The organism is Vibrio sp. RM-41-2B (assembly GCF_024744415.1).
Taxonomy (GTDB): Bacteria; Pseudomonadota; Gammaproteobacteria; order Enterobacterales; family Vibrionaceae; genus Vibrio; species Vibrio diabolicus.
The window spans coordinates 98,640-111,969 of record NZ_JAMQWD010000056.1; the positions used below are offsets into that span (position 1 = coordinate 98,640).

The 13,330-nt window shown below is 45.3% G+C and carries 12 protein-coding genes; 4 read left to right on the plus strand and 8 right to left on the minus strand.

The window, feature by feature from the left end; translation table 11 throughout:
* Positions 1 to 21: 21 nt before the first annotated feature.
* From sucA to sdhC, 5 genes are all read right to left on the minus strand, one after another.
* The gene (gene sucA / locus NB463_RS23380; RefSeq protein ID WP_258430296.1) at positions 22 to 2,847 is read right to left on the minus strand and encodes a 2-oxoglutarate dehydrogenase E1 component; all 2,826 of its coding nucleotides are present in this window, start codon (positions 2,845 to 2,847) and stop codon (positions 22 to 24) included.
* 170 nt (positions 2,848 to 3,017) lie between these two features.
* Positions 3,018 to 3,728, minus strand: a complete 711-nt coding sequence (locus NB463_RS23385) for a succinate dehydrogenase iron-sulfur subunit (protein WP_005382174.1) — start codon at positions 3,726 to 3,728, stop codon at positions 3,018 to 3,020.
* A 15-nt stretch (positions 3,729 to 3,743) separates the two neighbouring features.
* Positions 3,744 to 5,510 (minus strand): succinate dehydrogenase flavoprotein subunit, encoded by a 1,767-nt coding sequence (gene sdhA, locus NB463_RS23390; protein WP_005393016.1) that lies wholly within the window; start codon positions 5,508 to 5,510, stop codon positions 3,744 to 3,746.
* Positions 5,511 to 5,855 (minus strand): succinate dehydrogenase, hydrophobic membrane anchor protein, encoded by a 345-nt coding sequence (gene sdhD / locus NB463_RS23395; RefSeq protein WP_005382169.1) that lies wholly within the window; start codon positions 5,853 to 5,855, stop codon positions 5,511 to 5,513.
* Positions 5,849 to 6,241 carry a succinate dehydrogenase cytochrome b556 subunit gene (gene sdhC, locus NB463_RS23400; protein ID WP_017634811.1) on the minus strand — a complete coding sequence of 131 codons (393 nt, stop codon included), beginning with the start codon at positions 6,239 to 6,241 and terminating at the stop codon, positions 5,849 to 5,851. Before sdhC ends, sdhD begins: the two co-directional genes overlap by 7 nt.
* Positions 6,242 to 6,638: 397 nt before the next feature.
* Here sdhC and NB463_RS23405 point away from each other — a divergent pair, with 397 nt between their 5' ends.
* Positions 6,639 to 7,928, plus strand: coding sequence for a citrate synthase (locus NB463_RS23405; protein ID WP_005382163.1), 1,290 nt, complete (start codon positions 6,639 to 6,641; stop codon positions 7,926 to 7,928).
* A gap of 88 nt (positions 7,929 to 8,016) precedes the next feature.
* On the opposite strand, the gene NB463_RS23410 is transcribed toward NB463_RS23405, so the two are convergent.
* On the minus strand, positions 8,017 to 8,775 hold the full coding sequence (locus NB463_RS23410) for a Nif3-like dinuclear metal center hexameric protein (protein ID WP_258430307.1): 759 nt from the start codon (positions 8,773 to 8,775) through the stop codon (positions 8,017 to 8,019).
* Positions 8,776 to 9,007: 232 nt separating this feature from the next.
* Here NB463_RS23410 and NB463_RS23415 point away from each other — a divergent pair, with 232 nt between their 5' ends.
* The gene (locus NB463_RS23415) at positions 9,008 to 9,781 is read left to right on the plus strand and encodes a DUF1853 family protein (protein WP_256954481.1); all 774 of its coding nucleotides are present in this window, start codon (positions 9,008 to 9,010) and stop codon (positions 9,779 to 9,781) included.
* 62 nt (positions 9,782 to 9,843) lie between these two features.
* Here the strand turns inward: NB463_RS23415 and pgm are convergent, their stop codons facing one another.
* A complete protein-coding gene (pgm, locus tag NB463_RS23420) occupies positions 9,844 to 11,490 on the minus strand; it encodes a phosphoglucomutase (alpha-D-glucose-1,6-bisphosphate-dependent) (RefSeq protein WP_258430309.1) in 1,647 nt (548 codons plus the stop codon).
* Between the two features lie 92 nt (positions 11,491 to 11,582).
* Entirely contained in the window at positions 11,583 to 12,125 is a 543-nt protein-coding gene (gene seqA / locus NB463_RS23425; RefSeq protein WP_005393026.1) for a replication initiation negative regulator SeqA, read from the minus strand.
* Between the two features lie 92 nt (positions 12,126 to 12,217).
* Between seqA and NB463_RS23430 the strand changes: the two genes are divergently transcribed.
* Positions 12,218 to 12,985, plus strand: coding sequence for an alpha/beta fold hydrolase (locus tag NB463_RS23430; protein WP_109168620.1), 768 nt, complete (start codon positions 12,218 to 12,220; stop codon positions 12,983 to 12,985).
* 112 nt (positions 12,986 to 13,097) lie between these two features.
* Entirely contained in the window at positions 13,098 to 13,319 is a 222-nt protein-coding gene (locus NB463_RS23435; protein ID WP_005393038.1) for a DUF2788 domain-containing protein, read from the plus strand.
* Positions 13,320 to 13,330: the final 11 nt, after the last annotated feature.

Consider the following 13,330-nt stretch of genomic DNA (forward strand, 5'->3'; position numbering starts at 1 on the left):
TCTTCCTTTAACTTCTAGTTCTTAATTCGAAGTTTTTGAGTTCACGTTCAGAGCGTCTTCAACCAACGCTTTTTGTTGTTTCAAGTGCACCGACATGTAGCCAACTGCTGGCGAAGCAGAAGCTGGGCGACCTGCGTATTTAAGATCTGCACCTGCAGGAATAGCGGCACGGAAGTTGTGTTGGCTACAGTACCAAGCACCTTGGTTCTGAGGCTCTTCCTGACACCACACGAAGTCTTCAACGTTAGTGTATTGAGCAATCGCTGCTTGTACTTCTTCCATCGGGAATGGATAAAGCTGCTCGATACGCACGATAGCGACATCGTCTTGCTCGTTGTTACGGCGCTGCTCCAGTAGGTCAAAATAAACCTTACCTGAACAGAACACGACGCGTTTTACTTTGCTTGGGTCTAAATCATCTACTTCTGGAATTGCAGATTGGAATGCACCGTCCGCTAAGTCTTCAATTGTCGAAGTACATAGAGGATGGCGCAGCAAAGATTTTGGCGACATAACAATCAGAGGTCGACGCATTGGGCGTACAACTTGACGACGAATCATGTGGTATACCTGAGCCGGTGTTGAAGGAACTACAACCTGCATATTTTGCTCAGCACACAACTGAAGGTAACGCTCTAGACGTGCAGAGGAGTGCTCAGGGCCTTGACCTTCGTAACCGTGAGGTAGAAGCATTGTGAGACCACACAAGCGTGCCCATTTCTGCTCACCTGACGAAATGAATTGGTCAATCACAACCTGCGCGCCGTTGGCAAAGTCACCAAACTGCGCTTCCCAGATAGTCAAACCACCTGGCTCTGCTGTTGCGTAACCGTATTCAAATGCCAATACCGCTTCTTCTGACAGTACTGAGTCAAACACTTGGAATGGACCCTGATTGTCATGAATATTCGCTAATGGAATGTACGTACTTGCATCTGTTTGGTTATGAAGAACCGAGTGACGGTGGAAGAAAGTACCACGACCCGAATCCTGACCAGAAAGGCGAATACGCTTGCCATCATCAACTAATGTTGCATACGCCAATGTTTCGGCCATACCCCAGTCGATTGCTTTTTCACCGGTCATCATTGCTAGGCGATCGTTGTAAAGCTTATTAACACGGCTTTGCAGTTTATGGCTTTCTGGATACTGACAAAGACGATTACCCAACTCGATAAGACGCGTCTTGTCATATTTTGAATCCCACTCCATATCCCATTCATGCCCTAAGTAAGGGGACCAGTCTACAGAGTGCAACGCCATTGGACGCCATTCTTTAACCACCACTTCACCGCGGTCTAATGCGTCGCGGTACTCATTGACTAACTGAGTCGCTGTCTCGATATCTGATTCGTTTTTATCGATCAGAATATCCGCATACAATTTGCGTGGTGTAGGGTGTTTTTTGATTTTTTGGTACATCAAAGGCTGAGTCGCGTTTGGCTCATCGGCCTCGTTGTGACCGTGGCGACGGTAACACACCAAATCAATCACGACATCGCGCTTGAACTCGTTGCGGTAATCCAAAGCAATACGAGTAACAAAAGCAACCGCTTCTGGGTCATCGGCATTCACGTGGAAAATTGGCGCCTGAACCATCTTCGCGATATCTGTACAGTACATCGTTGAACGCGTGTCACGAGGGTTAGACGTCGTAAAGCCAACTTGGTTGTTAATAACGATACGCACCGTACCACCGACTTGGAAACCACGAGCCAGTGACATGTTGAACGTTTCGGCAACCACACCCTGACCAGCGATTGCAGAGTCACCGTGGATAGTGATAGGAAGCACTTTGCTACCTTGATTATCACCCAAGCGATCTTGACGTGCTCGCACCGATCCCATGACTACTGGGTTGACGATTTCTAGATGCGATGGGTTAAATGCAAGAGCTAAGTGAACATCACCACCTGGGGTAGCAAAGTCGGCAGAGAAGCCTTGGTGATATTTCACATCACCCGTACCCCAAGTTTCGTCGTGTTTACCGGCAAACTCATCGAACAGATCTTGAGGCTTCTTACCAAGCACGTTCACCAGCATGTTCAAACGACCACGGTGAGCCATACCGATAACCACTTCACGCATCCCACTTGTTCCCGCGTGACGGATCAACTCTTTCGTCATCGGAATCAGTGCGTCACCACCTTCTAGAGAGAAACGTTTTGCACCTGGGAATTTCGCCCCGAGGTAACGCTCCAAACCTTCAGCGGCTGTTAGCTCTTCTAGGAATGTGCGCTTCTCATCTTTGTTGAATGATGGCTGGCCTACGACAGACTCAAGACGTTGTTGGATCCAACGTTTTTGCTCTGTGTCAGTCATGTGCATGTATTCAGCACCGATGGAACCGCAGTAAGTTTTGTTGAGGGCTTCATAGATGTCTTTCAACTTCATGGTTTCTTGCCCAACAGCAAAAGAACCTACGTTGAAAGTTTCTTCGAAGTCATCTTCGGTAAGATTATGAAAAGCAGGGTCTAACTCCGCCACGGTTGGGCGTTGCCATAGACCTAATGGGTCTAATTCTGCAGCTTCATGTCCGCGGAAACGGTATGCGTTGATTAGCTGTAGAACTTTTACTTGTTTTGCATCGACATCTGGGTCACTAACTTGGACATTGTAATGCTTTGTTTCTCTAGCGAGTCGACGGAAGTAGTCACGGACACGTGAATGTGGTTGTTCTGCCACTTCTTCTGACGGCTTAGGTAAGCCTTCAAAAACACGTTTCCACTCCTCACTTACCAGATCGGGATCACTTAGATACAGTTCGTAGAGGTCCTCTACATACGTTGCATTGGCGCCAGCCAAGTGTGAAGACTCGAGCCATGCCTTCATCACGCCGTTGTGCATATTTTCCCTTAACCAGTAGTTTTCACGTTTGCTTCGGTCTTTGCCGAGCTATAAGAGCCGACCAGAACTAGTCGGCAATTTTTGTATTCTTTACTCGAAATATTCTTGAAGCAGTGAAGCGGTCATATCGGGTGATCCGCAACACTGCGACATTCCTAAGAGCGAGTAAATTAAACCGAGCGATTAACCAGCATCGACTTAATATGGCCGATGGCTTTTGTCGGATTTAATCCCTTAGGACAAACACTTACACAATTCATGATGCCATGGCAACGAAAAACGCTAAATGCATCATCAAGATCAGACAAACGTTCATCTGTTGCCGTATCACGGCTATCAATTAGCCAGCGGTACGCCGCAAGAAGACCTGCTGGACCGATGAATTTGTCAGGGTTCCACCAGAATGATGGGCAAGACGTTGTACAACATGCACACATGATACATTCATACAATCCATCTAAATGCGCACGATCATCAGGCGATTGTAGGTTCTCGCGTGATGGTGGTAATGCACCATCATCAATCAAGAATGGTTTAACTTTCGCATAGTTATCATAGAACTGCGTCATGTCAACGATAAGATCGCGCACGACAGGTAACCCTGGCAGTGGACGAATAACTATCTTATCGCCTTGTAGAGCAGATAACGGTGTGATACACGCTAGACCATTTTTACCATTCATGTTCAAACCATCAGAACCACATACCCCTTCACGGCATGAGCGACGGAACGCGATGCTTGGATCTTGCTCTTTTAGCAGAATCAATGCATCAAGCACCATCATGTCTGAGCCTTCGTCTACCTCAAGGGTATACTCTTTCATGTAAGGCTTGGTATCCACATCCGGATTGTAACGGTATAAAGAGAAGTTCAATTTCATAGTCGTATCCTCCCTTTAGTATGTACGTACTTTCGGCGGGAAAGCTTCACGATGAGTTGGCGTCATGTTCACATCACGCTTAGTCATCGCTTCTGTTTCCGGGTTGTAGATAGAGTGGCATAGCCAGTTCTCATCATCACGCTCAGGGAAATCGAAACGAGCATGTGCGCCACGGCTTTCAGTACGGTAGTTCGCCGCTACGGCTGTAGAGAATGCTGTTTCCATCAGGTTATCAAGTTCTAAACACTCGATACGCTGCGTGTTGAACTCTGAAGACTTGTCCGCTAGATGCGCATCTTTCAAACGTTCGCGAATTACTTTTAACTCTTCTAGACCCGTTGCCATTGCATCGCCTTCACGGAATACCGAGAAGCTGTTTTGCATGCATGCTTGTAGGTCTTTACGAATCTGAACTGGATCTTCACCACCAGTGCTGTTTTCCCAACGCATAGTACGCGCTAGAGACGCTTCAATATCAGATTCAGTTGCAGGACGAGCTTCCGCCTGCGCTGCGAGCGTTTCGCCAAGGTGCAAGCCAGTCGCGCGACCAAATACGACTAAGTCTAGTAATGAATTACCGCCTAGACGGTTTGCTCCGTGTACTGATACAGAAGCAATCTCACCACATGCATATAGACCTTGTACTTCCATCTCGCTGCCGTCAGCCTTTTGCTTGATTGCTTGGCCAGACACTTGAGTCGGTACACCACCCATCATGTAGTGACAGGTTGGAATTACTGGAATTGGCTCTTTCACTGGATCAACGTGCGCGAAAGTACGAGACAGCTCACAGATACCAGGCAGACGTGACTCAAGCACTTCTTTACCAAGGTGATCCAACTTCAGCTTAATGTGTGGACCCCAAGGACCATCACAACCACGGCCTTCACGAATTTCGATCATCATTGAACGTGCAACTACGTCACGACCTGCAAGGTCTTTCGCGTTAGGAGCATAGCGCTCCATGAAGCGTTCGCCATCTTTATTTAGAAGGTAACCACCTTCACCACGACAACCTTCTGTTACAAGAACACCTGCACCAGCGATACCCGTTGGGTGGAACTGCCACATTTCCATGTCTTGCATAGGTACACCCGCACGCAATGCCATACCTACACCGTCACCAGTGTTGATGTGTGCGTTAGTGGTCGACGCGTAAATACGACCTGCACCACCTGTTGCTAGAATCGTTGCTTTTGATTTGAAGTAACAGATTTCGCCTGTTTCCATACAAATCGCAGTACAGCCCATTACGGCGCCGTCTTGGTTTTTCACCAAGTCTAGTGCATACCATTCCGAGAAAATGGTGGTTTTGTGTTTCACATTTTGTTGGTAAAGCGTATGCAGAAGCGCGTGACCTGTACGGTCCGCAGCAGCTGCTGTACGTGCAGCTTGCTCACCACCAAATTCTTTTGACTGACCACCGAATGGACGTTGGTAGATAGTACCGTTATCAAAACGAGAGAATGGAAGACCCATTTTTTCTAGTTCGATAACGGACTCAGGGCCATTTTTACACATGTATTCAATCGCGTTCTGGTCACCGATGTAATCGGAACCTTTAACGGTATCGTACATGTGCCATTGCCAATCGTCTTTGTGCGAGTTACCCAGAGCAACGGTAATACCGCCCTGTGCAGACACAGTATGAGAACGTGTTGGAAATACTTTTGACAACAAAGCACATGATAGGCCTTGTTCTGAAATTTGTAGTGCAGCGCGCATACCTGCACCACCCGCGCCGATTACTACGGCGTCAAACTCACGAACTGGAATAGACACTTACGCACCCCACAGAATAAATAGACCAGAGAAGACATAGCCGAATAGCACGGCAATAACACCAAGTTGCAGTGCGCCACGCAGTTTCGCGCACTTAATGTAATCCGTTAATACCTGCCACAAACCGACCCATGCGTGGATCAGGATCGAAACAAGTGCCAACATGGTGAATACTTTAGTGAAGGTACCACCAAAGAATTGGGTCCAAGATGCGTAAGAGATATCTGAAAATGCACAGAAGCTAATCAGATAAATCGTGTATAGCGTCATAATGATTGCAGTTGCACGAATCAGTAGGAAATCGTGTACACCATTACGACCAAATGAAGATACGTGTTTTACCATACCAAGATCCCCGCCAATAATGATAATACTGCTGTTGCACCAAACGCGACTTTAGCGCTCATCGTGCCAGAATCTAGCTCTTCAAAGTGACCTAGATCCATCAACAAGTGACGGATACCACCTGCAATGTGGTAGGCAAGTGCAGTAAGAATTCCCCACAGGATGAATTTTACGAAGAAGCTATCGACGATGTCAGCGGCTTCCATAAAACCCATTGGGGATGACAGAGAAATGGACAGTAACCACAGTAGTATACCCACCGCAACAAACGTAATTACCCCAGACACACGGTGTAGGATGGATGCGATTGCTGTGATAGGAAAGTGGATGGTCTGTAAATCTAAATTAACAGGTCTTGACTTTCTTTCTTTCACGGGCTTGCTCACTCAGCTCCATTGAGCATTTATTGTTATAACCAATTTCAGCTTCCAAACGTACAAAAGTTAACATCTATTTAACAAAATATCGCGAGTAACCACCCAGATAATTGTAAACAACTTGTTAACAATCGGAGTCCAGCAACAAACCTCACTCTTTGTTTCTAGCCCCGAATTTATAAGGATTTAACTAAAATTTTCTTAGCCAATATACGGCGAGCAACATTCTAATACAATTGGTGTAACAAATTATGCTACATAGAACAGATTTTTAACGATTTTCATGAGAAAAATCATAACAAGTGCACACAAAGATGGAGAAAAATTGACTTTAAGCTTTAACAACAGTACAAAAATGGCACATAAACATCCTGGACGGATTAAATAATAAACAAAGGAGATTGTTATGGCGGATAAGAAAGCGACCCTTCATGTTGAAGGTCAAGCGCCAATCGAACTGCCAATTATGGACGGTACGCTAGGTACACCTGTAATTGACGTTCGTAAGCTGGGAGCCAATGGTTACTTTACTTTTGACCCAGGTTTTCTTGCCACTGCATCTTGTGAATCATCAATCACGTACATCGATGGCGGCAAAGGTATTCTTTTGCACCGCGGTTTCCCGATTGATCAATTAGCCAATAACGCAGATTACTTAGAAGTATGTTACATCCTTCTTTATGGTGAAGCCCCTACCCGAGAACAATACGAGCAATTCAAGACGACCGTAACGCGACATACTATGGTCCACGAGCAAATCGCAAGCTTTTTCCATGGCTTCCGACGTGATGCTCACCCAATGGCAGTAATGTGTGGTGTAGTCGGTGCACTTGCAGCCTTCTACCACGACTCTCTTGACATCAACAACGACGAGCACCGTGAGATCGCGGCGTACCGTCTGCTATCGAAGATGCCGACACTGGCTGCAATGTGTTACAAATACTCTATCGGTCAGCCATTTATCTACCCACGCAACGATTTGAGCTACGCAGAAAACTTCCTACACATGATGTTCGCAAACCCTTGCGAAGAGTATGAAGTAAATCCTGTCGTTGCGCGTGCGATGGATAAAATCTTCACGCTACACGCGGATCACGAACAGAATGCGTCGACGTCAACTGTACGTCTAGCTGGCTCTTCTGGTGCTAACCCATTTGCATGTATTGCCGCTGGTATTGCATCACTTTGGGGACCTGCTCACGGTGGTGCAAACGAAGCGTGCTTGAGAATGCTAGAAGAGATTGGCAGCGTCGATAACATCCCTGAGTATGTAGACCGCGCGAAAGACAAAGATGACCCATTCCGCTTAATGGGCTTTGGTCACCGCGTTTATAAAAACTACGATCCACGTGCGACAGTAATGCGCGAAACGTGTCATGAAGTTCTCAAAGAGCTAAACATTCAAGACCCTCTACTAGATGTAGCAATGGAACTTGAGCGCATTGCGCTTTCTGATGAGTACTTCGTTTCTAAAAAGCTGTACCCGAACGTAGACTTCTACTCAGGTATCATTCTTAAAGCGATTGGTATTCCAGTTTCTATGTTTACGGTTATCTTCGCGATTTCTCGTACCATCGGCTGGATTGCTCACTGGAACGAAATGCACAGCGATCCACTGAACCGCATCGGTCGTCCTCGTCAGCTATACACTGGTGAGACACAGCGTGAGTTTTCTCCACTTCACGAACGTGAATGATCTTTTTAGTTAGAAGATAAACAAAAGGGTTGAGATTTTGTCTCAACCCTTTTTTCTTTTCAGCATCTCACGTTATGAATAGCGAACACTAAACCGGATTATCAATATCGATAAACTCGACATGTAGGCCGTATTCATCCGCTAGCCATTTTCCTAAAGCCTGAACACCATAACGCTCAGTAGCATGATGACCTGCAGCAAAGTAATGAATGTCCATTTCACGAGCGGTATAAGTGGTACGCTCTGAAATTTCTCCAGAGATAAATGCATCCAGCCCGTGTTGTACAGCAAGTTCAATAAAATCCTGCCCTCCACCAGTGCACCAACCGACCGTCTCAATCATCTTATCGGTATTCTCTGGCGCAATATGCAGTGGTTCTCTATCAAGAACTTGATTGACCTTGCTCGCAAACTCAGCACCAGACATCGGTTTTTTCAAGCGTCCAAACATGGCTACTGATTGAGGATGTCCTTCAAGCCCACCTTCTACTTCTATTTCAAGTAAGCGAGCTAATTCGGCGTTGTTGCCTAGCTCTGGGTGAATATCCAGAGGAAGGTGATAACCATATAAGTTGATATCGTTTTTGATCAGACTACGAATTCGTTTACCTTTCATACCACGAATTGGCTCAGGTTCACCTTTCCAAAAATAACCGTGATGAACGAGTAATGCGTCTGCATTAAGCTCAATCGCTTTATCGATTAAGGCTTGGGAGGCAGTTACGCCAGTGATAATACGCTTTACGGCTGGCGTCCCTTCTACCTGTAACCCGTTTGGTGCGTAATCTTTAATTAACTGCGGTGACAGTTTGTCATTAAGAATCTGTTCTAGCTTTAAGTTATTCATTATTACTTCCAATTTCTAGCGCATGTAAACCTAAATAACCTCTCGATGAAATCAGACCGAGAGTGTGCAACCTAGTTGATACAACAACGTTTTGACATCTGGCACCTTGATATCATTTAGGTATTTAAAGTGTATCTCGAACCCTAATATCGATGCTAGCCACCCTACCCTCAAAAGCAAATTTAGTTACAATAACAAAGCTTGTCGCCTCACCATACATATAGGGATACGGATGAACCAACTGCAACGCTTTTACCAATGGATCGCCACTTCACCTCCTCTTTTCAAGTTACGCCCTCCGTTTACAACCTTAGAGGATCTTTCGGTAACGCCTTTAAATAACGCTGAGCAATACAATGGTAATCCAAGATTGGGCTTTTTATATCAGCACTTATGCACTGCAGTTCTCTCTAGTTCAGAACGATATCAGGTTATCGCGGAAGAGGTTCAGTTAAACGACATCGAAGGTAAGACCATTGGTGCTATCGATTTGGTGTTGCGGAATACAGAATCAAATCAAATAGAACACTGGGAAGTAGCGATTAAATTTTATCTTCTTTATAACGGCGTTTGGTATGGTCCGAATGCTCACGACCAGCTGCATACAAAACTGAATAGAATGCTTACTCATCAGTTGAAAATGAGCGATCGCCCGGAATTTCAAAAAATAATTCCGTTAAACGACGCCCCACAAGAGCATCTATTGATGCAAGGACGACTCTATATTAATCCGTTTACTCCAGAGCCAACTCCTAGCGAGTGCTTGGGTTATGAATTAAATCCAAGTCAGATTAGTGGTTACTGGTGCTACCAGAGCCAATGGGATTTAATCGGTAAGCCACTTTATCATTTACACAAACCATGCTGGGCGATTGGTACGGACGATTTCTCTCAACCCATTGAAAAGCCTTCAGACCGATTTGTACATGCACAAACGGAGGACGGTCAATTCTGGTTTGTGGTACCGGATTCCTGGCCCGGAAACGACTCAGTTCAGGAATCTTAAAACGCAAAAGGGTTGATGCTTGCACATCAACCCTTTGTTTTCTAAATCGACTATTGGATGGTTTACAGGCCGGCAGCTGCAAACACTTGATTAACGATCTCTTGTGCTTCTGCTTCGATTTGTTTTAGGTGCTCTTCACCTTTGAAGCTTTCACAGTAAATCTTGTAGATGTCCTCTGTGCCTGATGGACGAGCAGCAAACCAGCCGTTTGCCGTCGTTACTTTTAGACCACCGATTGCAGCACCATTACCAGGCGCATGCGTGAGACGAGCCGTAATTGGATCACCCGCTAGTGTTTCAGCCTCGACCATTTCTGGTGACAACTTCTTCAGTACGTCTTTTTGAGGGCCATTCGCTACAGCTTGAATACGGTTGTATTTCGACTCACCGTGTTTCGCCGCTAGCTCTTCATAGTAGTCTTGTGGGTTCTTACCCGTTACCGCAGTGATCTCTGCCGCTAGAAGACATAACAAGATGCCGTCTTTGTCTGTTGACCAAGGCGTACCATCTTTACGAAGAAAAGATGCCCCGGCACTTTCTTCGCCACCGAAGCCGAATTTACCAGTGTACAGACCATCAACAAACCATTTAAAGCCTACTGGTACTTCACATAGCTCACGACCTAGATCCGCAACAACACGGTCAATCAGTGCACTTGATACTAGTGTTTTACCAACAGCTACATCTTTACCCCATGCGTCACGATGGCGGTATAGGTAGTCGATACAAACGGCTAAGAAGTGATTCGGGTTCATCAAACCTTTTGGCGTAACGATACCGTGACGGTCGTAGTCAGGATCGTTACCAAATGCTAGATCGTACTCATCTTTCAATGCCAATAGACCCGCCATTGCGTAAGGAGAAGAACAGTCCATACGTACAACGCCGTCTTTATCGAGAGACATGAATTGGAAAGAAGGATCGATCGATTCACTTACTAGCGTTAGGTCTAGGTTGTATGCCTGACCAATTTGACGCCAGTAATCGATGCCGCTGCCACCCAATGGATCTACACCAATCTTCAGATTTGCTTTTTGGATTGCTTCCATATCGATAACGTTCACCAGATCATCGATATAGGGTTTAACCAAGTCCATCTCCACAAACAGATCCGATGCTTTTGCTTCTGCTAGTGGTAAGCGTTTAACACCTTGTAAACCTTCGGCAATCAGTGCGTTCGCACGATCTTCGATAGCTTGAGTCAACTCAGCTTCTGCTGGACCACCGTGAGTCGGATTGTATTTGATACCGCCGTCTTGTGGTGGGTTATGAGATGGTGTAATCACAATACCGTCTGCTTTTTCATCGTGCTTGATGTTGTAAGTCAGAATTGCGTGCGAGATACCTGGTGTTGGCGTGTAGCCGTTATCCTGCTGTACGATGACTTTTACGCCATTCGCAATCAAAACTTCAATCACGCTAGAAAATGCAGGTTCAGACAAAGCATGCGTGTCTTTACCGACAAACAAAGGACCTGTGGTCCCTTGCTGGGCACGAACTTCTGCAACCGCTTGAGCAATAGCCAAAATGTGGTTTTCGTTAAATGTATGCTTATCAGCGGTACCACGGTGACCTGATGTGCCGAATTGAACCTTGTGATCGGGGTTCTTAGCATCAGGTTGAAGCAAGAAGTAATTGGCAACAAGTGCCGGAATATTATGAAGATCTTCCTGCTGCGCTTTTTGCCCAGCACGAGGGTGCATAGCCATGTTTGACATCCTTTCTTTAAATACAAATAAAATTAAAAAAGCCTCATAATATCCGCTAACTGCGACACATTATGAGGCTTCTATCAGGTTTCTTAGATTGAACCTGTTACTTTTTCTATTAAGTCAGGTTGGTACCCCATGTGTGTCATCACTTGTTCAACCATCTGTCTTTTACGACTGGTATTGTTGTTCGTGATAACCCAAAACGGTGTGCCAGGAATGGCTTTTGGCTTGGTCGTGTTGCCATTTGCCAACAAGGTTTCTTCATTATCTGCAAAGTACACGCGTTTGCGTCCCTTTACATTCGTAGCCTGCGCGAAACCTTCTGGATTTAATTTATGTAAGGTCGATAGTACTAACATAAAGCGATCAATCGCTTTTTTTAGACCGGCAAACTCATCAGAAATAAGCAGCGAACGCATTTCTTTCACTACATCAACAGATTCCGTTTTACCCGCATCTTTACTTACTACAATCCCTTGTGGCTTCTCTACTACAGGCGCGGCTTCAGCTTCCTGCAACTGACCATCAAGGTTTAAAAGGCGTCGCAAAATATCCGAGGCGCTTTCACCGATATGCTTAGTTTGGCTAGCAATGTAACGGTATAGATCCTCATCAACCTCAATTGTTTTCATTCGCTTTTCACATTCTCAATGTTTAAACTCTGGGGGATTATAACGAGATCCTCTCGGATACTCCACGTTAAACCCATCACGAATAAGATAAAATGTCAGCATTACTCAACTATAAGCAGGAAGGCCAAGGCCAAACAGTTGTTTTGATTCACGGATTGTTTGGTAGTTTAAGTAATCTGGGTCTACTAGCCCGCGATCTTATTAAAGATCACACGGTGATCAGTATTGATCTGAGAAATCACGGCCTCTCTTTTCACTCAAACATTCATAATTACGCCGACATGGCAAAAGATGTGGCACAACTCCTACAACACTTAAATGTTGATCCATCTATTATTATTGGCCATTCAATGGGTGGAAAGGTCGCGATGACACTGGTGGACATTGCTCCAGAGCTCGTCAAACAGTTGGTTGTACTCGACATGGCACCTGTCGCCTACACAGCAAACCGTCACGATAATGTGTTTAACGGTTTACACGCCGTAATTAACGAAAAGCCAGCAAGCCGTCAACAAGCGATGGATATCCTAGCTCAACATGTTGAGATCGACGGTGTAAGACAATTTCTCTCTAAGTCACTATACAAAAATGGCGATAAAATGGACTGGCGGTTTAACGTATCGAGCCTTTTTGAGAATTACGCACAAATTATCGGCTGGCAGGAAATTGCCCCAACAGACATACCCACTCTGTTTGTTAAAGGTGGTGATTCCGATTACTTAATGCCAGAGCACCAACCTGCGGTGCAAAAACAGTTCAAACAAGCAAAAGCACATATTATCGCTAATACTGGCCACTGGCTGCACGCCGAAAAACCGGCCGAAGTAATGAGAGTCATTCGGAAATACATTTCGAGTTAACAAATTCGAAAAGCAACAATAGATTATTGAAATAACCCTTCTTGTAGTGCATTAACTTTACCGTTTAACAGTGGTATAGTGCGCCCAAGATTTTTCGGCATGAAGGGCTAAAATGCTTTACGACTATATGGATATGCTCGAGTCTATTGGGCTCGATCTTCTTTTTGCTGCTATCTTCTTTTTCATCGGGATGGCGATAAAAGATGTGCTAAAGCAAGGCAATGTACCTGTTTTTGGTCGTCGTATTGTATGGTTAGTCCTTTTCCTAGGCTGTGCTGGCTTTATTGCAAAAGGTGTAATTCAGCTAACTTGGGAAGGCTCTGGGTTAGGTTAAACCCTTAGTAC